Source organism: Methylobacterium sp. 22177, from assembly GCF_052045615.1.
GTDB classification, from domain to species: domain Bacteria; phylum Pseudomonadota; class Alphaproteobacteria; order Rhizobiales; family Beijerinckiaceae; genus Methylobacterium; species Methylobacterium radiotolerans.
Genome location: NZ_JBQEPK010000003.1, coordinates 1 through 23,069, shown reverse-complemented (window position 1 = coordinate 23,069; position 23,069 = coordinate 1). Strand labels below are relative to the sequence as shown.

General features: G+C 73.5%; 22 protein-coding genes. 9 read left to right on the top strand and 13 right to left on the bottom strand.

Features of this window, described 5'->3' with window-relative positions; translation table 11 throughout:
* Nucleotides 1-89 precede the first annotated feature (89 nt).
* The 3 genes from ACTJK8_RS04510 to ACTJK8_RS04500 are packed head-to-tail and all read left to right on the top strand — an operon-like array spanning nucleotide 90 to nucleotide 2,988.
* Nucleotides 90-1,190 (top strand): ABC transporter substrate-binding protein, encoded by a 1,101-nt coding sequence (locus ACTJK8_RS04510; RefSeq protein ID WP_440761583.1) that lies wholly within the window; start codon nucleotides 90-92, stop codon nucleotides 1,188-1,190.
* A gap of 8 nt (nucleotides 1,191-1,198) precedes the next feature.
* Nucleotides 1,199-2,203, top strand: a complete 1,005-nt coding sequence (locus ACTJK8_RS04505; protein ID WP_440761582.1) for an ABC transporter permease — start codon at nucleotides 1,199-1,201, stop codon at nucleotides 2,201-2,203.
* A complete protein-coding gene (locus ACTJK8_RS04500) occupies nucleotides 2,197-2,988 on the top strand; it encodes an ABC transporter ATP-binding protein (protein WP_440761581.1) in 792 nt (263 codons plus the stop codon). The genes ACTJK8_RS04505 and ACTJK8_RS04500 overlap by 7 nt, the downstream gene beginning before the upstream one ends.
* A 14-nt stretch (nucleotides 2,989-3,002) precedes the next feature.
* Here the strand turns inward: ACTJK8_RS04500 and ACTJK8_RS04495 are convergent, their stop codons facing one another.
* From ACTJK8_RS04495 to ACTJK8_RS04480, 4 genes are all read right to left on the bottom strand, one after another.
* Entirely contained in the window at nucleotides 3,003-4,361 is a 1,359-nt protein-coding gene (locus ACTJK8_RS04495) for an MFS transporter (RefSeq protein WP_024828549.1), read from the bottom strand.
* Nucleotides 4,362-4,401: 40 nt separating this feature from the next.
* On the bottom strand, nucleotides 4,402-5,313 hold the full coding sequence (locus ACTJK8_RS04490; RefSeq protein ID WP_012321746.1) for an amidohydrolase family protein: 912 nt from the start codon (nucleotides 5,311-5,313) through the stop codon (nucleotides 4,402-4,404).
* Nucleotides 5,314-5,317: 4 nt separating this feature from the next.
* Nucleotides 5,318-6,553, bottom strand: a complete 1,236-nt coding sequence (locus ACTJK8_RS04485; protein ID WP_024828551.1) for an MFS transporter — start codon at nucleotides 6,551-6,553, stop codon at nucleotides 5,318-5,320.
* A gap of 86 nt (nucleotides 6,554-6,639) precedes the next feature.
* Complete coding sequence (locus tag ACTJK8_RS04480) at nucleotides 6,640-7,380, bottom strand: GntR family transcriptional regulator (RefSeq protein WP_024828552.1); 741 nt, start codon at nucleotides 7,378-7,380, stop codon at nucleotides 6,640-6,642.
* Between the two features lie 159 nt (nucleotides 7,381-7,539).
* On the opposite strand from ACTJK8_RS04480, the gene ACTJK8_RS04475 reads away from it, so the two are divergent.
* From ACTJK8_RS04475 to katG, 3 genes are all read left to right on the top strand, one after another.
* Nucleotides 7,540-7,779 carry a hypothetical protein gene (locus tag ACTJK8_RS04475; protein WP_440761580.1) on the top strand — a complete coding sequence of 80 codons (240 nt, stop codon included), beginning with the start codon at nucleotides 7,540-7,542 and terminating at the stop codon, nucleotides 7,777-7,779.
* Nucleotides 7,780-7,839: 60 nt separating this feature from the next.
* Nucleotides 7,840-8,019 (top strand): hypothetical protein, encoded by a 180-nt coding sequence (locus ACTJK8_RS04470; RefSeq protein ID WP_029359534.1) that lies wholly within the window; start codon nucleotides 7,840-7,842, stop codon nucleotides 8,017-8,019.
* Nucleotides 8,020-8,165: 146 nt separating this feature from the next.
* A complete protein-coding gene (gene katG, locus ACTJK8_RS04465; protein WP_440761579.1) occupies nucleotides 8,166-10,484 on the top strand; it encodes a catalase/peroxidase HPI in 2,319 nt (772 codons plus the stop codon).
* A 59-nt stretch (nucleotides 10,485-10,543) separates the two neighbouring features.
* Here katG and ACTJK8_RS04460 read toward each other — a convergent pair whose 3' ends face one another.
* The 7 genes from ACTJK8_RS04460 to ACTJK8_RS04430 all read right to left on the bottom strand — a co-directional run bounded on the left by ACTJK8_RS04460 (nucleotide 10,544) and on the right by ACTJK8_RS04430 (nucleotide 18,396).
* Nucleotides 10,544-11,698, bottom strand: coding sequence for a M20 aminoacylase family protein (locus ACTJK8_RS04460; RefSeq protein ID WP_059409409.1), 1,155 nt, complete (start codon nucleotides 11,696-11,698; stop codon nucleotides 10,544-10,546).
* Nucleotides 11,699-11,775: 77 nt separating this feature from the next.
* On the bottom strand, nucleotides 11,776-13,158 hold the full coding sequence (locus tag ACTJK8_RS04455; protein ID WP_182178527.1) for a DUF3100 domain-containing protein: 1,383 nt from the start codon (nucleotides 13,156-13,158) through the stop codon (nucleotides 11,776-11,778).
* Between the two features lie 100 nt (nucleotides 13,159-13,258).
* On the bottom strand, nucleotides 13,259-14,797 hold the full coding sequence (locus ACTJK8_RS04450; RefSeq protein ID WP_209650887.1) for an aldehyde dehydrogenase family protein: 1,539 nt from the start codon (nucleotides 14,795-14,797) through the stop codon (nucleotides 13,259-13,261).
* Nucleotides 14,797-15,681 carry an NAD(P)-dependent oxidoreductase gene (locus ACTJK8_RS04445; protein ID WP_182178524.1) on the bottom strand — a complete coding sequence of 295 codons (885 nt, stop codon included), beginning with the start codon at nucleotides 15,679-15,681 and terminating at the stop codon, nucleotides 14,797-14,799. Before ACTJK8_RS04445 ends, ACTJK8_RS04450 begins: the two co-directional genes overlap by 1 nt.
* Before the next feature lie 101 nt (nucleotides 15,682-15,782).
* Complete coding sequence (locus ACTJK8_RS04440; protein WP_012321736.1) at nucleotides 15,783-16,694, bottom strand: LysR family transcriptional regulator; 912 nt, start codon at nucleotides 16,692-16,694, stop codon at nucleotides 15,783-15,785.
* Nucleotides 16,691-17,932: an amidohydrolase gene (locus ACTJK8_RS04435; RefSeq protein ID WP_440761578.1), complete on the bottom strand. Its 1,242-nt coding sequence runs from the start codon at nucleotides 17,930-17,932 to the stop codon at nucleotides 16,691-16,693. Before ACTJK8_RS04435 ends, ACTJK8_RS04440 begins: the two co-directional genes overlap by 4 nt.
* Nucleotides 17,933-17,946: 14 nt before the next feature.
* Nucleotides 17,947-18,396: an Lrp/AsnC family transcriptional regulator gene (locus ACTJK8_RS04430; protein ID WP_053621892.1), complete on the bottom strand. Its 450-nt coding sequence runs from the start codon at nucleotides 18,394-18,396 to the stop codon at nucleotides 17,947-17,949.
* Here ACTJK8_RS04430 and alr point away from each other — a divergent pair.
* The 3 genes from alr (at nucleotide 18,292) to ACTJK8_RS04415 (ending at nucleotide 21,586) form a co-directional block, all read left to right on the top strand.
* A complete protein-coding gene (gene alr, locus ACTJK8_RS04425) occupies nucleotides 18,292-19,677 on the top strand; it encodes an alanine racemase (RefSeq protein ID WP_440761577.1) in 1,386 nt (461 codons plus the stop codon). The genes ACTJK8_RS04430 and alr overlap by 105 nt on opposite strands.
* A gap of 8 nt (nucleotides 19,678-19,685) precedes the next feature.
* Complete coding sequence (locus ACTJK8_RS04420) at nucleotides 19,686-20,945, top strand: D-amino acid dehydrogenase (protein ID WP_024828562.1); 1,260 nt, start codon at nucleotides 19,686-19,688, stop codon at nucleotides 20,943-20,945.
* Between the two features lie 305 nt (nucleotides 20,946-21,250).
* A complete protein-coding gene (locus ACTJK8_RS04415; protein ID WP_024828563.1) occupies nucleotides 21,251-21,586 on the top strand; it encodes a hypothetical protein in 336 nt (111 codons plus the stop codon).
* A gap of 14 nt (nucleotides 21,587-21,600) precedes the next feature.
* Here the strand turns inward: ACTJK8_RS04415 and ACTJK8_RS04410 are convergent, their stop codons facing one another.
* Together ACTJK8_RS04410 and ACTJK8_RS04405 are read right to left on the bottom strand one after the other, a co-directional pair.
* A complete protein-coding gene (locus ACTJK8_RS04410) occupies nucleotides 21,601-22,686 on the bottom strand; it encodes a protein-glutamate methylesterase/protein-glutamine glutaminase (protein ID WP_440761576.1) in 1,086 nt (361 codons plus the stop codon).
* The coding region (locus ACTJK8_RS04405) for a CheR family methyltransferase (protein ID WP_440761575.1) at nucleotides 22,683-23,069 on the bottom strand (387 nt) is incomplete at its 5' end. The genes ACTJK8_RS04405 and ACTJK8_RS04410, both read right to left, overlap by 4 nt.

The window sequence follows — 23,069 nt, the reverse complement described above, 5'->3', positions numbered from 1 at the left end:
GACGAGGACGCCAGATCCGCCCGGTCGCGCGACCGGGGCGGTGACGCGCGCCGTTCCCGCCGCGCGGTCGCGCGGCCCGGAGACCCGAGATGACCGACGCGCCCTCCCGACCGGGCAGCCCCTCCTCCGATCCCGCGCCCTCCCGGCGGCGCCTGCTGCAGGTCGGCGCCGCGGCCGCGGCCCTGCCGCTCGGCCTCGGCATGGGCACCGGCCGCGCCTGGGCGCCCGGACCGGGGGCACCGTTCGATCCCGGCCCGCTCTGCCGGCCCGCCGCCGCGGAGGCGCCCGCGGGCCCGCTCCGGACCGTGAAGCTGGCCTGGAACGCCACGGCCATCTGCACGGCGGCCGCGCCGCTCGCCAAGGAGCAGGGGATCTTCGCCCGGCACGGCCTCGACGTGGAGTTCGTCAATTTCGGCGGCTCGACCGAGGCCCTGCTGGAGGCGATCGCCACGGGCAAGGCCGATGCCGGGATCGGCATGGCCCTGCGCTGGCTCAAGCCCCTGGAGCAGGGCTTCGACGTGAAGATCACCGCGGGGCTGCACGGCGGCTGCCTGCGGCTGCTCAGCGCCAAATCCTCCGGCATCGCCGACATCGCCGGGCTGAAGGGCAAGACCGTCGCGATCAGCGACCAGGCGAGCCCGGCCAAGAACTTCTTCGGCCTGCTGCTCGCCAAGGCGGGGATCGACCCGGAGAGCGGGGTCGAGTGGCGGCAGTACCCGGCCGACCTGCTGAACCTCGCGGTGGAGAAGGGCGAGGCGCAGGCGCTGGCCGATTCCGACCCGCGGACCTGGATCTGGCTGAAGGACCCGCGCTTCACCGAGGTCGCCACCAACCTGTCCGGAGAATACGCCAGCCGGACCTGCTGCGTCGTGGCGGCCCGCGGCAGCCTGATCCGGAACGACCGCGCGGTGGCGCGCGCGCTGACCCGGGCGATCCTGGAGGGCGGCCACGCCGTCCACCGGGATCCCGAGGCCGCGGCCCGGGCGTTCTCCGGCTACGGCGGCAAGGGCTCGATCGCGGATCTCGCCGCGATGCTGCGCAGCCAGCAGCACGGCGACAGCCCGGTCGGCGGGGATCTCAAGCAGCAGCTCGCGCTCTACGGGGACGAGTTGAAGCAGGTGAACGTCCTGCGGCGGTCCACCGACACGGCGAAGTTCGCCGAGCGGATCTACGCCGAAGTGCTGAGCTGAGGCGCGCCATGTCCGGAAGCATCGCCGCCGGCGTCGCCCCGCGGGCCGCCGCCCCGTCCCGAAGGCTGCCGCGGCCGCCCTGGCGGATCGTCCTCGCGGGTGCCGCCTGGCTCGCCCTGGCCGGGGTGACCCTCGGCCTGCCCGAGGCGGACGACCTGCCCGAGACCGCGGCCCTCGGCTCCGGCGCGGCGGCGCTCGGCCTCGCCCTCCTGGTCCTCGCGCCCGCGGCCGGCCGCCTCGGCACCCTCGGGGCGCGGCTGCGGCACGGGAGCCCCTGGCTCGCGGCGCTGGCCCTGGCGCTGATCGCCTGGGAGGCGGTCACGGCGAAGCTCGCCCTGCTGCCGATGCCGTTCTTCCCCTCGCCCCAGGCGATCCTGGAGGTCTTCCTCGACGACTGGCCGAAGCTCGGCGGCAGCATCCTCAACTCGCTGATCCTGCTCTCCGGCGGCTACGCCATCGGGGCGGCGACCGGCTTCGTCCTGGGCGTCGCCATCGGCAGCTTCCGGGCGGTGGGCTACTGGGCCCATCCGGTGCTGCGCCTCGTCGGGCCGCTGCCGGCCACGGCGTGGCTGCCCCTCGCCTTCTTCGTCTTCCCGTCCTCGTGGTCGGCCAGCACCTTCCTGGTGGCTCTGGCCACCGGCTTCCCGGTCACGGTGCTCACCTGGTCGGGCGTGGCGGGCGTCAACAAGGCCTATTTCGACGTGGCGCGGACGCTCGGCGCCTCGCGCGGCTTCCTGATCCTGCGCGTGGCGATCCCGGCGGCGCTGCCGCACGTCTTCGTCGGGCTGTTCATGGGGCTCGGCGGCTCCTTCGCGGTGCTGGTCGTCGCCGAGATGCTCGGCGTGAAGTCCGGCCTCGGCTGGTACCTCCAGTGGGCGCAGGGCTGGGCCGCCTACGCCAACATGTACGCGGTGCTGATCGTGATGGCGCTGATGTGCTCGTCCCTGATCACGCTGCTGTTCCGCCTGCGCGACCGCCTGCTCGCCTGGCAGAAGGGGCTGGTGCAATGGTAGCCGCCGCGACCCTCGAACGCCCCGAAGCCGGCGCGGCCGGCGCCCGCCTGACGGTCGAGTCCGTCAGCCACGCCTTCGCGATCCGCGGCGCGCCCCTGCCGGTCCTCGACCGGGTGAGCCTCGACGTGGAGCCCGGCGGCTTCGTCGCGCTGCTCGGCCCCTCGGGCTGCGGCAAGTCCACCCTGCTGCGGCTCGTCGCCGGCCTGGAGCCGCCCGACCAGGGCGCGATCCGGGTCGACGGCGACCCGGTCGAGGGCCCGGACCCGTCCCGGCTCCTCGTCTTCCAGGACCCGACCCTCTACCCGTGGCGGACCGTGCGCGGCAACGTCGCCCTCGGGCTCGAGGCCCGCGGCGTCGGGCGGTCGCGGGCGGCCCGGGTCGACCGGGCGCTGGGGCTCGTCGGCCTGTCCGGCTTCGCGGATGTCTACCCGCACCAGCTCTCCGGCGGCATGGCGCAGCGGGCGGCCCTTGCCCGGGCGCTCGTCAACGCGCCGCGGCTGCTGCTCCTCGACGAGCCGCTCGGCAAGCTCGACGCCCTGACGCGGCTGGCCATGCAGGCCGAGATCCTGCGGCTCTGGCAGGAGAAGCGCTTCACCGCGCTCCTCGTCACCCACGACGTCGAGGAGGCGCTGGTGCTGGCCGAGCGCGTGATCGTGCTCTCCGACCGCCCGGCCGCGATCCGGGCCGCGCTGCCGGTCGCGGTGCCCTATCCGCGCCACCGCGACGATCCCGAGATCGTGCGGCTGCGCCGGGAGATCCTGGGAATCCTCGGCCAGCCGGCCTGAGCGTCGCCGCCGCGTCAGCCCCGCGCCGCCGACGGGGCCGCCCCGACGGCCGCTGCCCGCGGCCGGTGCCGGCCGATCCAGAAGACCAGGGCGCAGCCGGCGCCGGTGAGGGCGCAGAGCGGGAGCAGGGCGACGGGGAAGCTGCCGGTCTGCTCGCGCAGCACCCCGATCAGCGAGGTGATCGCCCCGGTGCCGAGATGCGCCAGGGTGTTGATCGCCGCGATGCCGGCGGCCGTCTGGGCCGGCGGCAGCGTCTCGGTCGCCAGGGCGAAGAACGGGCCCTTGATCGCGTAGTTGCCGAGCAGGACCAGCGAGAGCAGGACCAGCGTCATCCAGAGCGAGCCGGTCAGCAGCGTCAGGGCGAAGCTCACCGAGGTCAGCGCCAGCGGCAGGGCCGTGCTCCAGATCCGCTCGCCGCTGCGGTCCGCCCGCAGGCCCCAGACGATCATGAAGACCGAGGCGATGCCGAACGGGATCATGTTCAGCAGGCCGGTCTGCAGGTTGCTGAGGCCGAACCCCTTGAGGATCTGCGGCATCCACAGCGACAGCGTGTTGCTGGTGGCCGAGCTGCCCGCGTAGATCACGGCCAGCAGCCAGACCTGCCGGCTCGCGAGCACCGCCCAGACCGCCGCGAGGCCGTGGGCGTGGTGCCCGGCGCCCGCCTCGGCGGCGCGCCGCTCGGCCTCCAGCCGGTCCGTCAGCCAGCCGCGCTCCGCCGGGCTCAGGAAGGTCGCCTCGGCCGGCCGGCTCGGCAGCAGCGCGAGGGCGGCGACGCCGAGGATGACGGCCGGGACCGCCTCCATGATCAGCAGCCACTGCCAGCCGCGCAGGGACGCGGCGCCGTCGAGGGTGAGCAGCGCCGCCGAGAGCGGCGAGCCGAAGAAGCTGGAGAGCGGGATCGCGACCATGAACATCGCCACGATCCGCGCCCGGTAGGCCTTGGGGAACCAGTAGGTCAGGTACAGGATCACGCCCGGGAAGAACCCGGCCTCGGCCGCGCCCAGCAGGAAACGGGCGGTGGCGAAGCTGACCGGACCGGTGACGAAGGCCGAGCCGATGCCGACGAGCCCCCAGGTGATCATGATCCGCGCGATCCAGATCCGCGCGCCGACGCGCTCCATCGCGAGGTTGCTCGGCACCTCGAACAGGACGTAGGCGACGAAGAACAGGCCGCCGCCCAGGCCGAAGGCCGCGGCGGAGAGGCCCAGATCGTGGTTCATGGTCAGCGCCGCGAAGCCGACATTGACCCGGTCGACGTAGGCGATGAAGTAGCAGAGCACGAGGAAGGGGATCAGGCGCAGGCCGACCTTCCGCATCGTTCGGCTCTCGAAGGCGGCCGCGTCCGCCGCGTGTGGCGTGGTCGGTGTTGCCATGGTCCTGTCCTCGCTGGAATTCGGGCGGGCGCGCCCCGGCCTAGCGGTCGAAGCGGAAGAGTTCGGCGGGCGTCTCGGCCAGGACGATCCGGCGCTCGGCCGGGTCCGGCACCCAGGCGTCGAGGTCGCGCCGGGCCTCGGCGGGGCTGGCCTGGGTCTCGAACTGCGTGTGCGGCCAGTCGCTGCCCCAGAGCAGGCGCCGCGCCCCGAAGGCGCCGCGCAGGCGCTCGGCGGCCTGCAGCGCCGTCTGCCGGCCGGCCTCGCCGCTGCCGATGCGGTAGGCGCCCGACAGCTTGACCCAGACGCGGCCGCCGCGGCCGAAGCCGAGCAGGTCGGCGAAGCCCGGATCGGCGATGCCGAGGGCCGGGTCGATCCGGCCGAAATGGTCGACCACGACGGGGACGCCCGCCTCGACCAGCGGCGGCAGCAGCCGCGCGAGGCGCCGCGCCTCGGCCTGGACCTCGATCTGCCAGCCGAGATCCGCCACGCGCGCGAGGTGGGCGCGCCAGACCGGGCCGGCGAAGTCCGGGTCCGGCCGCCCGATCAGGTTCAGGCGCAGGCCGACGACGCCCTGCCCGGCGAGGTCGCGCAGCGCGGCGGTCTCGGCCTCCGGGGCCAGCACGGCGATGCCGCGCAGCCGCTCCGGCGCGGACCGCAGGGCCGAGACCATGTAGCCGTTGTCGGTACCGAGGAAGCTCGGCTGGATCAGCACGCCGCGGGCCATGCCGTTCCGGTCCAGCATGGCGCGGTAGTCGGCGATGCTCGCGTCGTAGTCGGGGGCGTAGCGGCGGTCCCCCGTGAGGGTGAGGGACCGGGTGAAGACGTGGGCGTGGGTGTCGACCGCCGCCACGCCGTCGGCGGCGGAGCCGGGCCCGGCCGCGCGGCCGCGGGCCGGAAGCGCGAGCGTGACGCCGCCCGCGAGCAGGGTGCGGCAGAAGCGGCGCCGGTTCATCGGATCATCTCACGGTCTGGGGGATCAGCGCGCCGCCGGACTGCCGATCCGGCAGGAGCGCGACGGCGAGGAGGACGAGCCCGTAGGCACCGAGGGCCGACAGGCCGATCGCCGGGCCGAGCCCGAGGATCTCGCTGAGCAGGCCGACGCCGAGGGGCAGCAGGCCGGAGGCGAGGCGGCCGGCGTTGTAGCAGAAGCCCATCCCGGTCCCGCGCAGGCCGTCCGGGAAGAGCTCGCTGAACAGGGCCGCGAGGCTCGCGGGGATGCCGGCGGTGCAGAAGCCGAGGGGGGCCCCGAGGAGGAGCAGGCCCGTGCCGCCGACCGGCAGCAGCAGGTAGAGGACGACCAGCGCCATGCAGCCGGCCGCGTAGAGCGCCACCGTCCGGCGCCGCCCGAGCCGGTCCACGAGCCCGCCGGCGACGAGGCAGCCGAGGCCGAAGGCCGCGATGATGATCGCGAGGTAGAGCCCGGTGCCGAGGACCGAGGCGCCGCGCTCGACGCTCAGGTAGGTGGGCAGCCACGTGAACAGGGCGTGGAAGCCCCCGTGGGCGCCCAGGCCGAGCAGCGTCGCGAGCACCGTGACCCGGCGCAGGCCGGGCGCGAAGATCGCGAGCGATCCGGCCGGCGGCCGGGCCGGCCTTCCGACCGGCCGCGCCGGCTCCGGGACCGAGCGGCGCAGGTAGATCAGGAGGAGCGCGGGCGCGAGGCCGCAGGCGAACAGGGCCCGCCAGGCGGTCTCCTGATCCAGCACCGAGAAGGCCGCGGTGGCCAGGAGCACGGCCGCCCCCCAGCCGAGGGCCCAGCCCCCCTGCACGGCGCCCAGCGCCCGGCCGCGGTGCTCGGGCCCGATCGCCTCCGCCATCAGCGCGGCGCCGGCCGCCCACTCGGCGCCGAAGCCGATCCCCTGCAGCGCCTTCAGGGTCAGCAGCTGGGCGAAGCTCTGCGCGAAGGCCGCCAGGAAGGTCGCGACCGCGAACCACAGCACCGTGATCTGAAGGGCCCGGACGCGGCCGATCCGGTCCGCCGCGAGGCCGCCGAGCCAGCCGCCGAGCGCCGCCGCGACGAGCGTGACCGCGCCGATCAGGCCGGCCTCCGAGCGGCTGAGCCCGAAGCTCGCGACCAGCGCGGGGATGGCGAGGCTGAACATCTGCACGTCCAGGGCGTCGAGCGACCACCCGCCCAGACAGGCCCAGAAGGTGCGACGCTCGGCCGGACCGACGTCGCGGTACCAGCGGAACACGGGCTTTCCTCCGCCCTCCGAAGAGGACTAGTCATTTATATGAATAAATGAGCACGCGCGCGCCGGCGCGTCAAGGCGCCGGCCTCTCAGCGGATGTCGACGTGATACCGGAAGTCCTTGGCCGCACCGCGGGTCACGCGCCACTCGATCGGGCGGGCGTCGAAGCCGAAGGCGAGGCGCTCGATGACCACGACCGGGTCTCCGTCCGCGATCTCGAGGCGCTCGGCGTCGGTCGCGTCGGCGATGCCGACGGTCAGGGTCTCCTCGGCGCGGGCGACGATCTCGCCGCAGAGGCGCTCGTAGGCGGGGTAGAGGAGGTCGCCGATCTCAGTCAGCGGGGCGGTCAGGATCGGTGCGAACCGTGCGGCCGGCAGCCAGATCGCCTCGGACAGGATCGGGCGGCCCTGCAGGTGGCGCGTCCGGATCAGGCGGATCGCCGCGCCGCGCGCGTCGAGACCGAGGGCCTCGCGTGCGGCCGCGGGGGCCGGACGGGCCTCGCGCGACAGGATCCGCCCCTCCGGCACCGCCTGCGTGCCATCCGGCCCGAGATGCCGGAAGAACCGGAACAGGGACCGGTCGAAGCGCGGCCGCCGCACGAAGGTGCCGCGGCCCTGCTGACGCTCGACGAGGCCGTCGGCGACGAGGACGTCGATCGCCTTGCGCACGGTGCCGATGGCGACCCGGTGGGTCGCCGCCAGCTCCGCCTCCGTGGGGATCGGCTCGCCCGAGCGCCAGACGTTGCGGGCGATCTGGAAGGCGATCTCGTCCCGCAGGCGCTGATAGAGCGGCAGACGGAGATCGGGCTGCGGCGCGGACGTTGCGGTCATGTGTATGACTGTATGACCAACGCCGGCGGACGCCAATGGGTGGCACAGCGGTGTCGGCGTGCCCGAGGGGCCGGTCCACAGCGTCGCAGGACTGGATCTATCCGCGGGGTCGCGGGTTCTCGCCGGGATTTCCCGGAACCAACCTCCAGCGAGGCGCGGATGGTCGAAGGTCACACGGCCCAGGAGAGCCGACAGGGCCGGCGCGGCAGGCCGGTGCTGGTCGTGCTGCTCGTCAGCGTGGGGCTCATGATCGCCGCCCTGGCCGGGCTGATGATCTGGCAGGGTGAGACCGCGCCGCCCGATTACGCCAGCCAGAGCCAGGCCGCCGCCCGCACGGCCGTCACCGGCTCCGGGAGCGGCGCGGGCGCCGCGCCGTCCGGCCCGCGGTCCGCGCCCTGACCCACGACGACGGGCACCGGCGGCCTCGCCCGGCCTTCGAGGGGAGCCGAGACGTCCCTCATGACGCTCGACGACGCCCCCAAGACGAAGGGTAATGCCCGGGCGCGGGCCCGCGTCGACGTCGAGTCGACGCCGTCGCTCGGCGATGCCGGCGACAGGGCTGATCGCGACAACGTCATCGCGATCATTGCGCGGTCGTCGACCGGGCGCCCGGGCAAGACTTCGGCGACCCGAACTTGATCCCGCCGGGAACCGCCTCATTTCGTCACGAGGCTCGAGCGCGACGGGAAGCGCCTGAGGGTTCGGACCGCCTGCACCGCCCAACGCCGTCGACGTCCGAGCCCCGCGCGCCCGGTCGTCGCGCAACACCCAAGGGGGACCACCCGATGAGCGAGACGATCGACAAGACGGACACGACGACGTTTCACATGGAAGGCAAATGCCCGTTCGGCGGCGACCGGATCGGCGGCGCCCTCGGCAACCGGCCGACGCTGGAGAACTGGTATCCCCATCGCCTGCGGGTGGAGGTGCTCCACCAGAACGGGCTGGCGGCCGATCCCCTCGGCCCGGATTTCGACTACGCGGCCGAGTTCGCCAAGATCGACTTCGAGGCGCTCAAGCGCGACATCAAGCAGTTCCTGACCTCGTCGGTGGAGTGGTGGCCGTCCGACTACGGCAATTACGGCCCGCAGATGATCCGGATGGCCTGGCACTCGGCCGGCACCTACCGGATCGCCGACGGGCGCGGCGGCGCCGGCACCGGCCTGCAGCGCTTCGCCCCGATCTCCAGCTGGTGGGACAACGGCAACACCGACAAGTCGCGGCGCCTCCTGCAGCCGATCAAGCACAAGTACGGCAACGCCCTGTCGTGGGCCGACCTGATGGTGCTCACCGGCAACTGCGCCCTCGAGATCATGGGCCTGCCGACCTACGGCTTCGCCGCCGGCCGCCTCGACGCCTGGGAGGCGGACAACGCCACCTACTGGGGTCCGGAGGTGGTCGAGATGGGCTCGGTCTCGAGCTTCGACGACATGGTGAACCGCGACAAGCGCTGGCGGGGCAAGAACGGCGACGCCGATTACGACCTGGAGAACCCGCTGGCCGCCTCCCACCAGGCGCTGATCTACGTGAACCCGGAGGGCCCCTACGCGAGCGGCGACCCCCTGGCCTCCGCGCGCGACATCCGGATCACCTTCACCCGCATGGCGATGAACGACGAGGAGACGGTGGCGCTGATCGCGGGCGGGCACGCCTTCGGCAAGAGCCACGGCATGACCCCCGCCAAGGAGATCGGTCCGCCCCCCGAGATGGCGCCGATGGAGGCGATGGGCCTCGGCTGGCACAATCCGAAGGGGTCCGGCGCCGGCAAGGACACGATGACCAACGGCATCGAGGGCAGCTGGACGCCCGATCCGACCAAGTGGGACAACGCCTACCTGGAGAACCTCTTCAGGTTCGAGTGGGAGCAGACCAGGAGCCCGGCGGGCGCCCTCCAGTGGACGCCCAAGGATCCCGACGCGCCGAAGACGCCGGACGCCCACGTCGCGGGCCAGATGCACCCGCTGATGATGATGACCTCCGACATCGCCCTGAAGGTCGACCCCGACTACCGCAAGGTCTGCGAGAAGTTCCTCAACGACTTCGACGCCTTCACCCAGGCCTTCTCCAAGGCGTGGTACAAGCTGACCCACCGCGACATGGGTCCGAAGCACCGCTACCTCGGCCCGGAGGCGGTGATCGAGGACGGGCTCCTGTGGCAGGACCCGCTGCCCGAGCGGGACTACGCGCTCGTCGGCGAGGCCGAGATCGCCGCGCTGAAGCAGGCGATCGCCGCGACCGGCCTGTCGGTCTCCGATCTCGCCTTCACGGCCTTCTCGGCGGCCTCGACCTACCGCGACAGCGACAAGCGCGGCGGCGCCAACGGCGGCCGCCTCGCGCTCGCGCCGCAGAAGGACTGGGCCGTCAACCGGCGGGCCGCGCCCGTGGTCGAGGCCCTGCGCGGCGTGATGGCGACCTTCAACGACGGGCGCAGCGACGGGAAGAAGATCTCGCTGGCGGACCTGATCGTGCTGGGCGGCTGCGTCGCCGTGGAGAGGGCGGCCCGCGACGCCGGGGTCGAGACGCCGGTCCCGTTCACGCCGGGCCGGGTGGACACGACGCAGGCGCTCACCGACCTCGAGATGTTCGAGTGGCTGAAGCCGGTGGTGGACGGGTTCCGCAACTACGTCGACGACGGCTTCGGGCAGATGACGCGCAGCGTGTCGCCGGAGGAGATGTTCCTCGACAAGGCCAACCTGCTGACGCTGACGGCCCCGGAATGGACCGTCCTGACCGGCGGCCTGCGCGCGCTCAACGCCAACCACGACGGGTCGAACCGGGGCGTCCTGACCGACCGGGTCGGGGTGCTGACGACCGACTTCTTCCGCAACCTGACCGACGTCGACCTGGTCTGGGAGAAGGCGGACGCGGACGGGATGACCTTCGCGCTCAAGGACCGCGCGAGCGGGCAGAGGAAGTTCGAGGCGACCCGCAGCGACCTCGTCTTCGGGTCGAACGCGCAGCTCCGGTCCATCGCCGACGCCTACGCGGGCAGCGACGGCCAGCGCCGCTTCGTGGCGGACTTCGTCAAGGCCTGGGACAAGGTCATGATGCTCGACCGCTTCGACGTGAAGGGTCACCGGCGCTACGGGCCGATGGCGGCCTGAGACCCGCCATCGGGACCGCCCGCGCCTCCCGGCGCGGGCGGTCCCTCAGAGCGCTCGCCTCACGGCCTGAGGCTGTGCGACGCCAGCGCGGCCCAGTACGCGGCGCCGACCGGCAGCGCCTCGTCGTTGAAGTCGTAGCCCGGATTGTGGAGCGGCAGGCTCCGCTGCGCCCCGTCGGTCCCGATCCAGGCATAGGCGCCGGGACAGGCCTGGAGCATGTAGGCGAAATCCTCCGACGCCATGGAGGGTCCGACCTCGCCGCGGCGCGCGGTGATGTCCGGCACGGTCCCGGCCGCCTCCAGGGCGGTGCCGACGGCGTCGGCGGTGTTGACGGTGGCGGGGTACCCGAACCGGTAGTCCACCTCCGCGCGGGCGCCGTGCGTGCCGGCCGTCCCGCCCGCGATGGCCGCGACGAGCTCCGCGACGCGCTTGCGCACGGCCTCGTCCAGGCACCGGACCGTGCCGCGGATGACCGCGCGCTCGGGGATGACGTTGTAGGCGTCGCCGCCGTGGATCTGCGTGACGCTGAGCACGACCGGGTCCGTGGGCGCGATCCGGCGGCTCACGATGGTCTGCAGGGCGAGGACGATCTCGGAAGCGACCACCAGCGTGTCGGTGCCGCGCTCCGGCATGGCCGCGTGGGTCCCGAACCCGGCGACCGTGATCTCGAACGTGTCGAGGGAGGCCATGATGGCGCCGACCCGGGTCGCGAAGGTCCCCAGCGGCAGGCCCGGCCAGTTGTGCAGGCCGTAGACGGAATCGCACGGGAACAGCCGGAACAGGCCGTCCTCGACCATGGCGCGCCCGCCGCCCTCGCACTCCTCCGCCGGCTGGAAGATGAAGTGCACCGTGCCGGAGAGGTCGGTGCGCGACGCGAGGTGCCGCGCCGCGCCGAGCAGCATCGCCACGTGGCCGTCGTGCCCGCAGGCATGCATCACGCCGGGCGTCCGGGAGGCGTAACTCGCGCCCGTCGCCTCCTGGATGGGCAGGGCGTCCATGTCGGCCCGCAGGCCGACGGTCGGCCCGTCGCCCCGGCTCAGGGTCCCGACCACGCCGGTGCGGCCGAGCCCGGTCTTCACCGAGAGGCCGCAGGCGGCCAGTTCCCGGGCGACGAGCTCCGCCGTGCGGACCTCCTGGAAGGCCAGCTCGGGGTGGGCGTGCAGGTCGCGCCGCCACGCGACCATCCGCTCCACGGTCTCCGCCTCGATGCCCATGCGACCTCTCTCAAATGCCGGCGCTGCCGGAGCGCCTCGATCCCCCGTCCGGACCCTACGCCGATCGGCGCGGCGGTTCACCCCAGCGGGGCGTGCATGAAGAACTGGGCGATCAGGACCGCGCCGAGGAAGGTCCCGGCATTGGCCATGAACGAGACCACGACGATCCGCCAGCCGAGGCGGCGGAAGGCGGGCACGTCCTTGGCGACCGAGAGCCCCGCGAAGGTCAGGATCGGCGTGGCCAGCGCCAGGAAGTTGAGCTTGCCGGTCAGGGCGGCGATCTCGGCGGCGTAGGGCGTGCCGGGATAGGTCAGCGCCATGCCGATGATCGAGACCCAGAGGACGGCGGGCAGGCGCCGGCCGAGGAGCAGGTAGAGGCCCCAGCCGGCGAGCACGGTGCCGATGATGATCGCCATCCCGGCCACGACCTGCGCGTCGGGGACGACGCCGTAGGTGAGCCAGTTGCCGATGAGCCCGTAGGCGCCGATCAGGATCCAGGCGAGCACGGTCTCGCCGAGGCCGATCCGCACCTCCTGATGGGCCGGCGCGGCCGCCTGCGCGGCGCCCTGCGGGTCGGCGGCCGCCGGGCGGGCGGCGTCCGGCCGGTTGCGGCCGAGGATCGGCTCCAGCTTGCCGTAGGCCCAGATCGTGAAGGGCAGCGACAGGAACAGCGTGAAGTACGTGCCGATCGTGGTGGTGACGAGGTTGCTGGCCGCCGCGAAGGTGGCGACGTCCTTGGCGATCTCGGGCGTCTGCTGGGCCGCGATCGCCCCCGAGGCCGCGGCCATCATGCTGCCGGAGCCGACGCCGGCGCCCATCGCCAGCGCCAGCGGGTTGAAGATCCCGAGGCTGGTGACCAGCCCGGCCAGCAGGGCGATGAACACCGCGCCGAACACCGTGCCGGTCAGGTACTCGGCCAGCACGCCGCGCCCCTCCGGCGAATCCATGCCGTAGCGCTCGCCGATGATGGCGAGGCTCGGCTCGCGGCCGACCGAGAAGGTCGCGCCGATCGCCTCGCGCTTGATGCCGAGCAGGAGCGCGACCGGCAGGCCGAACACCATCGTGCCGAAGAAGTGGCCGAACTCCTGGAAGGCCAGGGCCCAGCCCGAGGCCAGGATCTTCGGCAGCGACCCGCCGACGAGCAGGCCGAGCTTGGCGATGAAGATCAGGAGCGCCGGCTGCAGGTAGGCGCCGGCCGCGTTCTGCAGGGCGCCCGACAGCCGCAGCGGCGCGGGCAGGCGCGGGCTCATCAGCCCCAGCGCGCCGCCCAGCAGCAGGGCCCAGAGCAGCGGGAGCAGCACGATCTTGCCCGACCCCACCGGGATGCTGACGTTGCCGATCGCCTCCGCGATGACGACGATGACCAGGGCGAGCAGGAACAGCGTCAGCTTCCCGCCGCCCGAGACGGCGGGCGCGACCGGTCTCGCCTCCGCCGCATAGAGTTCGCCCGCCATCGTCATTCTCCCCTGCCCTGCTCGGGCCTGCCTGTTGCTCCGCCTGCCGGTCTCGATCGCCGGTCTTGTCGCCTGATCCTGTCGAACGGTCCGCCCGGCGTCGGGCTCAGCCCACGTAGCCGAAGGTCACGGCCGGCGCGGCGGCGGTCTCGACCCAGACGCTCTTGGTCTGGGTGTAGGCCATCAGCGCCTCGCGGCCCGAGGAGCGGCCGAAGCCCGAACGGCCGAAGCCGCCGAAGGGCGAGGCCACGTTGATGGTCTTGTAGCCGTTGACCCAAACGGTGCCCGCCCGGAGCGCCGCCGCGACCCGGTGGCCGCGCCCGCCGTCGCCGGTCCAGACCGCGCCGGCGAGGCCGTAAGGCGTGCCGTTGGCCAGCGCGACCGCCTCGTCCTCGCCGTCGAACGGCAGGACCGCCAGGACCGGGCCGAACACCTCCTCCCGGGCGATCGCGGCGTCCGGCGCGACGCCGTCCACGATGGTCGGGCCGTAGTAGAAGCCGCCCGTGTCCCGCAGGGCTGCGGGGCAGGCCCCGCCCGCCGCGATCGTCGCCCCCGCCCCCGCGGCGGCCTCGACCATGGCGGCGATCTTATCCCGCTGGCGCCGGTTGTTGATCGGGCCGATCTGCGTCGCCGGGTCGGTCGGCGCGCCCACCGGGATGCGCGCGGCGGCGTGGGACAGGCGCTCGACGAAGGACGCGTGGATCGAGCGGTGCACGAGGAGCCGGGAGCCGGCCACGCAGCTCTGCCCGGCGCCGCCGAAGATCGCGGCCTGCGCGCCGATCAGCGCCCGGTCGAGATCGGCGTCGGCGAACACGATGTTGGCCGACTTGCCGCCGAGCTCCAGCACGCTCGGCACGATGGCGCGGGCCGCCGCGGCGGCGATCTGCGCACCGGCCTCGGCCGAGCCGACGAACACGACCAGCCGGGTCTCGGGATGGGCCACCGCGGCGGCGCCGGTGGTCGGGCCGGCGCCCGCCAGCACCGAGACGAGGCCGCGCGGCATCCCCTCGGCCCGGTCGCAGAGCAGGCCCAGCGCCAGCGAGGTCAGGGGCGTCAGCTCGGAGGGCTTCAGCACCACGGCGTTGCCGGCGCAGAGCGCCGGCGCGATCTGCCAGCCCGCGGTGAAGATCGGGGCGTTCCAGGGGGTGATCTGCACCACGGTGCCGAACGGCTCGTGGCGGGTGTAGTTCAGGTGCGAGGTCGGGACCGGGATGACGTCGCCGTGGAGCTTGTCGCACCAGCCGGCGTAGTACTCGAACATCTCGGCGACCTTGGCGACCTCGCCGCGGGTGTCGCGGATCGGCTTGCCGGCCGAGAGGGTCTCCAGCTCGGCGAGCGCGCCGGCGTGCTGCCGGACCAGGGCGGCGACCGCCCACAGCGCGCGGCCGCGGGCGGCGGCGCTCATGCCCCACCACGCGCGCTGGGCGTCGCGGGCCGCCGCCATGGCGGCCTCGACGACCGACGGGCCGGCATCGGCGAAGGTCGCGAGCACGCCGCCGTCGGCGGGGTTGGTGAGATCGAGGGCGGCGCCGGTCCCGGCGAGGATCTCGCCGGCCACGACGCTGCCGATGCGGCCGCCCGGCAGCAGGTCGGCCAGGAGGGCGGCGACCCGATCGGCGGCGGGCGAGTGCGGCGTGCCGGACATCAGTGGGCTCCCTTGGGATCGCGGTAATCGGCCATGCGGGTGAAGTCGGCCGCGTCGGGGATGGCGGCCTGCGTGGCCTGCCAGATGCGCTTCACCTCGGCGGAGAGCGGCAGGTCGATCCCGCATTCGGCGGCGAGTTCGAGGGCGAGGCGCACGTCCTTGCGCATCAGGCCGGCCGAGAAGCCGCTGTCGAAGGTGCCGGACTGGACCCAGCGCGGGACCATGATTTCGCTGATCGCGCTGCGGCCGGTCGCGGTGTTCACGACCTTGACGGCCTCCTCGGCCGAGAGGCCCGCCGCCTCGGACAGGCGCAGGGCCTCGCCGGTGGTCACGAGATGGGCCGCCACCAGCAGGTTGTTGACGAGCTTGACGATGTTGCCGGCGCCCGACGGCCCGACATGCGGCGCGCGGGCCGACATGGCTTCCAGGACCGGACGGGCCAGTTCGTAATCCGCCTCCGCTCCGCCGATCATCATGGTCAGGGTGCCCTCGGCGGCGCCGGACGGGCCGCCGCTCACCGGGGCGTCGAGGAGCGCGTGACCGGCCGCGGCGAGGCGCTCGGCGAGGCGCCGTGTCGTGCCGGGATCCGAGGTCGAGGTGTCGATCACCACGACCTTCCGGTCGGTCCGGGACAGGAGGCCGCCCTCCGCGGTGACCACCGCCTCCACGTCCCGCGCCAGCGGCAGCGAGAACACCAGGGCGTCGGCCCGGCGGAGCACGTCGTTGAGGGCGTCGAGGGTGGTGACGCCGGCCGCCTCGGCAGCGGGGCGCCGGCCCGCGTCGATGTCGTAGCCGAGGACCGCGAAGCCCTTGCGGGCCAGGGTCGCGGCCATGCCCAGACCCATATTGCCGAGCCCGACGACCCCTACCGTTGCGATGGTCATACCGATCCGTCCTCACCGTGCGGGAGGATGATCTCGGCAAACGAGCGTTGCTACAATCATGGATTTCTGCACGTAACGTGCGGAAATCCAGCACGGTAGGGTCAGGCCGGTGGCGGACGGAACGCCACCATGTGGTCGGCCAGCCAGCCGAGCAGGCGCGCCGCGCCCTCGGGCAGCCGTCGCCCGGCCCGGATGACGAGGTGGGCGGTCGCCTCGGACAGGATGCTGTCGCGCAGCGGCACAGCGTCGAGGAGGTCGGCCCGCAGCTCGGCCGCGACCACGAAGCGGGGCAGGAAGGCGACGCCCATCGCGGCCATGACGAAGCGGCGATGCAGCTCGAAGGACGCCGTCTCCAGCCGCGGCACCAGCCGGAAGCCGCCATCCGCCTCGACGCGGCCGATCAGCTGGCGCACCCCGTGGTCGGGCGGCAGAAGAGCGGCGGGCTCGGTAGCGAAGCTGCGCAGCGGAACCGGCGCCGATCCATCCGCGAGGGGATGGTTTTTCGGCAGGATGGCGAGCAGCGGCTGCCGGGCGGTGACGATTCCGCGGACATCCGGATGCGCGGGCGGGTTGTAGACGAGGCCGATATCCGCGTCCCCCCGGGCTATGGCCGCGAGGATCCCGTCGGTGGTGCCGATCTCGACCTGATAGGCGATGCCCGGATGGTCCTGCGCGAACCCGGCGAGTGCATTGTCGAGGAGGTCGATCAGGAAGCCGGCGCCGCAGCGCAGGCTGACCGTGCCCCGCTGCACCCCGCGCAGGCGCTTCAGCTGGTCCTCCAGCAGCGCCGCCTCGTCGGCCTGCCGCTGCGCGTGCGCGGCGACCAGACGGCCGGCCTCGGTGGGGACGACACCCCGGGGCAGGCGCTCGAGCAGGGTCTCGCCGACCTGCGCCTCGAGTTCGATGATCTGCCGGCTCACCGCCGAGGCGGCGACGTTCAGCACCTCGGCGGCCGCCCGGACAGAGCCCGCGCGCACGACGGCCAGCAGGTAGCGCAGGGCGCGGTCGTTCACGGCGGCGGGTTCCCGTCTGCCGCGCCGCGCCGGTCGACCGCGACGGCGCCCCGCGCCACGACGAGCACCGGTTCCTGGCGCTCGACGATCACCTGCGGCACGCCGCCGGCCGCGAAGGCGATCAGGTCGGCCCGCGCGCCGGGCGCCACCGCACCCGGACCGAGGCCAAGCATCCGCGCCGGGACGGCGGTGATCGGCGCCAGCAGCGCCGCGAGGTCGGCGTCGGTGCGCAGGTCGAACCGGTAGGCGGCGAGCTGGGCGCGGGCCACCATGCTGGTGACGGTGGCGGGATTCCAGCAGTCGCGGACGTTGTCGGTGCCGAAGCAGACCGGGACGCCGAGGTCCCGCAATCGCAGGATCGGCGGGCAGCGGGTCCCGCCCGGCACGCTGCTGAGGATCGCGACGCCGGCCCGGTTCAGGGCCTCCGCGATCCGGCCGAGCTCCAGGTCGTCGGCCTCCGCGAGGGCGAAGGCGTGGCTGATCGTGACCTGCCCGCCGAGCCCGGCCGCCTCGGTGCGGGCCGCGATCGCCGCGATCGTGGCGAGGCCGGCCGCGCCGCCCTCGTGGAGATGGATGTCGATGCCCCTGCCGTGCCGCTCGGCCAGGGCGAAGACGACGTCCAGGTGACCGTCGCGGTCGCCGTCGATGCCGACGGGGTCGAGGCCGCCGACGAGGTCCGCGCCCATCCGCAGGGCGGCGTCCAGGTCGTCGGCGACCGGCGGGCATCCCAGGATCCCGCTCTGCGGGAAGGCGACGATCTGGATCTGCAGGCGGTCGGACCAGCGCGCCCGGAGCTCGAGGATCTGGGCGAGGTGGTCGAGCCGCGTGACGTCGTCGATGTCGACATGGGTCCGCAAGCTGGTCGTGCCGCCGCGGAGCATGCGTTCGAGCAGCGCCTCGGCGCCCTGCTCGGCGAGCGGGATCCGCGTGGCGCGGCGGAACCTCTTCTCGTCGTCGATGATCGCCCGGACGGATCCCGCCGCCGCGTGCGGGCGCCACGGGAGGCCGAGCAGGCACTTGTCGAGATGGACGTGCCCGTCGGTCAGGCCCGGCAAGACCAGGGCGCCGCCGAGATCGATCGTGCGGCCGGCGGGCGGCAGCGGCGCGCCGGGATCTCGCAGCGCCGCCACGCGGTCGCCCCGGATGTCGACGGTTGCCCGGCTTCCGTCGGCGAGCGCGGCGTCGCGGAGGCGCAGGTCGCAGGGAGCGTCCGCGGGCGGTTCGGCGATCGACGTCATGGCGGGGACTTCCTTCAGAGCGGCCGGCCCGCCGCCACGACGGTCCGGATGGCGAAGCTCGACTGCAGCCGGGCGACCCCCGGCAGCCGCGACAGCACATCCTTGTGCAGCCGCTCGTAATCGGCCGCGTCGATCACCTTGAGCTTCACGAGGTAATCGGCCGTCCCGGTCATCAGATAGCAGTCCTGCACCTCGGGACAGCGCCGGACGGCCGCCTCGAACCGGTTGAGGTAATCCTCGGTCTGGCGGTCCAGGGTGAACTGGGTGAGGACCACGAGGCCCGGCCCGTCGACCGCGCCGCCGATCAGCGCCGTATAGCCCCGGATGGTGCCGGATTCCTCCAGCAGCCGCACGCGGCGATGGCAGGCCGAGGCCGACAGGCCGACCGCCGCGGCGAGATCCGCGTTGCTGATCCGGCCGTCGCCGCGCAGGGCCTGGATGATGCGGCGGTCGATCTCGTCCACGCGCGACTCGCAGGATCTTCGATGAGGCCGCAGAAACTTGCACAGCCAAGCTTCGAATTCAAAGGCCTTCGACAGGACGCACGCTCATTCGACGATCCTCCGTGTAGCCTTCCGGCACTGCATCCGAGCGCTGTCCCGAGGGCCGCCATGAGCATGATCGATCGCGATCTCCGGCCCGATGCGGGCCCGGCCGGGACGGCCTCCGCACTCCTCACGATCGATCTCGCGGCCCTCGCGGAGAATTACCGCCTGCTCGCCGCCCGGGCGGGGACCGCGACCTGCGCGGCCGTCGTCAAGGCGGACGCCTACGGGCTCGGCGCCGACCGGGTCGCGCCGGTTCTGGCCGCCGCGGGCTGCCGGCACTTCTTCGTCGCCCAGGTCGGCGAGGGCGTGGCGCTCCGGTCGATCCTCGGACCCGGCGCGGTGATCGCCGTGCTCAACGGCGCCGCCCCGGGCAGCGAGGCGACCTGCGCGGACCACGACCTCGTGCCCGTCCTCAACGACCGGTCCCAGCTCGACGGCTGGCAGGGCCTGGCCCGGCGGCGCGCGCGGCGCCTGCCCGCGATCCTCCAGGTCGACACCGGCATGGCCCGCTTCGGCTTCGCGCCGGACGAAGTCGGCGTGCTGCTCGACCGGCCGGACGCCCTCGCGGGCCTCGACCTGCGGCTGGTGATGAGCCACCTCGCCTGCGCGGGCGAGCCGGACAGCCCGGTCAACGCGGCGCAGCTGTCCGTCTTCCGGGCCGTCCGCCGGTGCCTGCCCGCGGTGCCGGCGAGCCTCGCGGCCTCGTCGGGGATCTTCCTCGGTCCGGACTTCCACTTCGACCTGGTGCGCCCCGGCGCCGCCCTCTACGGGATCGCCCCGCAGGAGGGCGCGCCGAACCCGATGCGGCCGGTGATCGGGCTGCGGGCCCGGGTGATGCAGACGCGCAGCGTCCCGGCGGGGACGCCGGTCGGCTACGGGCACGCGGCCACGGTCGCCCGGGACAGCCGCCTCGCCACGGTCGCGATCGGCTACGCCGACGGGTTCTTCCGCAGCACGGCGGGCGGCGCGGCGTGGTTCGGCGGCGTTCGCCTGCCGGTGGTCGGGCGCGTCTCGATGGACAGCCTCGTCCTCGACGTCACCGACGCGGCGCCCGGCACCCTCGGCCCGGGCGCGCTCGTCGACATCGTCGGGCCGGAGCGCGACGTCGACGCCGCCGCCGCCGCGGCCGGCACGATCGGCTACGAGGTCCTGACCAACCTCGGCCACCGCTTCCACCGCGTCTATCTCGGAGCCTGAGGCCCGCCATGCACGTGCTCATCCTCGGCGGCGGCGTCGTCGGCGTCACCTCGGCCTACTACCTCGCCCGGGCCGGCCATCAGGTCACCGTGCTGGAGCGCCAGCCCGGCGCCGGCCTGGAGACCAGCTTCGCCAATGCCGGCCAGGTCTCGCCGGGCTACTCGGCCCCCTGGGCGGCGCCCGGGATCCCCGTGAAGGCGCTCAGGTGGCTGATGATGCGGCACCGGCCCCTGGTGCTGTGGCCGCGGCTGGAGCCCCGCCTCTACGCGTGGCTCACGCGCATGCTCGCGAACTGCACCGAGGAGGCCTACCGGCGGAACAAGGGCCGCATGGTGCGGCTGGCCGAGTACAGCCGCGACGCGCTGCGCGACCTGCGCACCGAGACCGGCATCGCCTACGATCACCGGGAGAAGGGCACGCTGCAGCTCTTCCGGACGCGGAAGCAGCTCGACCATGTCGGCGACGACACCCGCGTCCTCGACGCCTACGGCGTGCCCTACACGGTGCTGGATCCGGCCGGCTGCATCGCGGCCGAGCCGGCACTCGCCGCCGTGCGCGACGTGTTCGTCGGCGGCCTGCGGCTGCCGGGCGACGAGACCGGCGACGCGCACCTGTTCACACAGCGCCTCGCCGCGCTCTGCGAGAGCCTCGGCGTGACCTTCCGCTACGGCACGGCGATCGCGCGGCTGCATCACGCCGGCGACCGGGTGACGGCGGTCGAGACCGCCGACGGGGCGCTTCTGCGGGCGGACGCCTACGTGGCGGCGCTGGGCAGCTACACGCCGGCCCTGCTGCGCCCCCTCGGGATCGCCCTGCCGGTCTACCCGGTGAAGGGCTACTCCCTGACGCTGCCGATCACCGACGCGGAGGCCGCGCCGGTCTCGACGGTGATGGACGAGACCTACAAGGTCGCGATCACCCGGCTGGGCGACCGCATCCGCGTCGGCGGCACCGCCGAGCTCGCCGGCTTCAGCAACGCCCTGCGCGGGCCGCGCCGCGAGACCCTCGCGCGCTCGGTGCAGGACCTGTTCCCGGCCGGCGGCGATCTCGACCGCGCCTCGTTCTGGACCGGCCTGCGGCCGATGACGCCGGACGGCACGCCGATCGTCGGGGGCACGCGGGTCGGGAACCTGTTCACCAACACCGGTCACGGCACGCTGGGCTGGACCATGGCCTGCGGCTCGGGCCGCCTGCTCGCCGACCTCGTGTCCGGCCGCGCCCCCGAGATCGCGAGCGACGATCTGGCGCTCGACCGCTACGCCGCGTGAGCCGCGCGGTCATGGCAACGCCGGCGCGCCGCGCGACGCGTGTCGTTGCGCACCAGCACAACCCTGCCCCGCGCAGTGCAGAACGAGACATGACTCTGCGTTGAAAAATGCGCCGCGAGTCACCGCGAGGCATGTTCGCGACCCCGGCACGGTCATTCATTATTCATCGCGATACGACCACCGGTTGATTACATGATGTCCATGAATGGCGGAGTCACGACATCGCGGCATAACTTCTGACAGACTCGGGCAACCCCTCGCACCGGATCGAGTTTAGGATCTGAACGAACGATCCGGGTGCGCAGATGAGTTTCATCGTCGTACAGGGCCAGGAAGATCACGAGCAGGCGGACGCCGTTCTCCGGGGCGTCGCCGACGGGCTGGCCCGCCTGTTCCGCGTGCCCGATCACCCGCCCGGCGTTCAGGACCTGCTGGATGCCGGAACGCGGGACGAGGGTGACCGCCCCGGGCAGGTCGTCCAGCGCGGCGCGCGGCGCGGCGGGAACCAGGGGCCTCCCGGGGCCCGGTCGGTGAAGACGGGCACCCGCGGGACGCGTCGCGGAGCGGCTCGCCCGTCCAGCCGCGCGCGCGGGCGCCGGGCGATGGCCGAGGCGCAGTCCGGGCAACGCGACCCGTCCTGAGTCCGGCCCCGGCCTCAGCGCGCCGCTGACAGGCCGAAGCGCCGGATCTCCAGGTGCATCTGCTCGAGCGGCAGGACCTTGGCGGCCGCGCCGCGGTCGATCGCCTCCTTGGGCATGCCGAACACGACGCAGCTCGCCTCGTCCTGCGCGACGGTCTGGGCCCCGACCCGGCGCATCTCCAGCAGACCGTTGGCGCCGTCGTCGCCCATGCCGGTCATCAGGATGCCGAGGGCGTTCGCGCCGGCCGCCCGGGCGGCCGACCGGAACAGGACGTCGACCGACGGCCGATGGCGCGCGACGAGGGGCCCGTCCTTCACCGACACCGCGTAGCTGGCTCCGCGGCGCTCGACCATGAGGTGCCGCCCGCCCGGAGCGATCAGGGCGCGGCCGCGGAGCACAAGGTCGCCGTCCTCCGCCTCCTTGACGGCGATCGCGCAGAGCCCGTTCAGGCGCTTGGCGAACGCCGCCGTGAAATGCTCCGGCATGTGCTGCACGATGACGAGGCCGGGGGACTCGGCGGGCAGCACCTCGAGCACGTCGCGCAGGGCTTCCGTCCCGCCCGTCGACGCGCCGATGCAGACGATCCGGTCGGTCTCGACCACGACGCGTCCGGGCACGGGCGGCGGCAGGACGACATCGGCCGAGAGCTTCGCTTCGACGAGCTGTCGCGGCGGCCGGCTGCCGCGCAGCTTGGCCCGGGCGGCCGCACGCACCGCGTCGCAGACCCGCACCGTGGATTCGAGCAGGAACTGGCGGGTGTCGACCCGCGGCTTCGGCAGTACGTCGACGGCGCCCGCCTCCAGCACCTCGAACAGGATCCGGGAACCCGCCTCGGTCAGGGTCGAGCAGACGATCACCGGGAGCGGCTTCTGCGCCATGATCTTGCGCAGGAAGGTCAGGCCGTCCATGCGCGGCATTTCGAGATCGAGGATGATGACGTCCGGGATCTCCTCCTGGATCCGGCGCGCGGCGATGAACGGATCGGCCGCGGTACCCAGGATTTCGATGTCGGGCGCCGTCTCCAGGATGCCGCACAGGGTCTGGCGGACGGAGGCCGAGTCGTCGACGATGAGGACGCGGATCGGTCTCGACGCACTCACCGGCCGGAATCCCTCAGCTTGCTGAAGACGGTCGAGGACATCTGGTCGAGGCCCGCCACGCCGACGCCCGCCATCGATTCGGAATGGCCGACGATCAGGTAGCCGCCGGGGCGCAGATGCGCGGCGAGGCGCGCGACCACGGCCTTCTGGGTCGGCTTGTCGAAGTAGATCAGCACGTTGCGGCAGAAGACGAGGTCGACGTCCCGGTCGATCGGGTAGGCCTCGTCCATCAGGTTGAGCCGCTGGAAACGCACCCGGGCGCGCAGCTCCGGCACGATCCGCCCCTCGCGCCGGGCCCGGTCGCGCGCGACCATCACGTAGCGCCGCCGCAGGTCCGGCGGCACGGCGGCCAGCATCTCCTCCGGGTAGATCGCCGTGCGGGC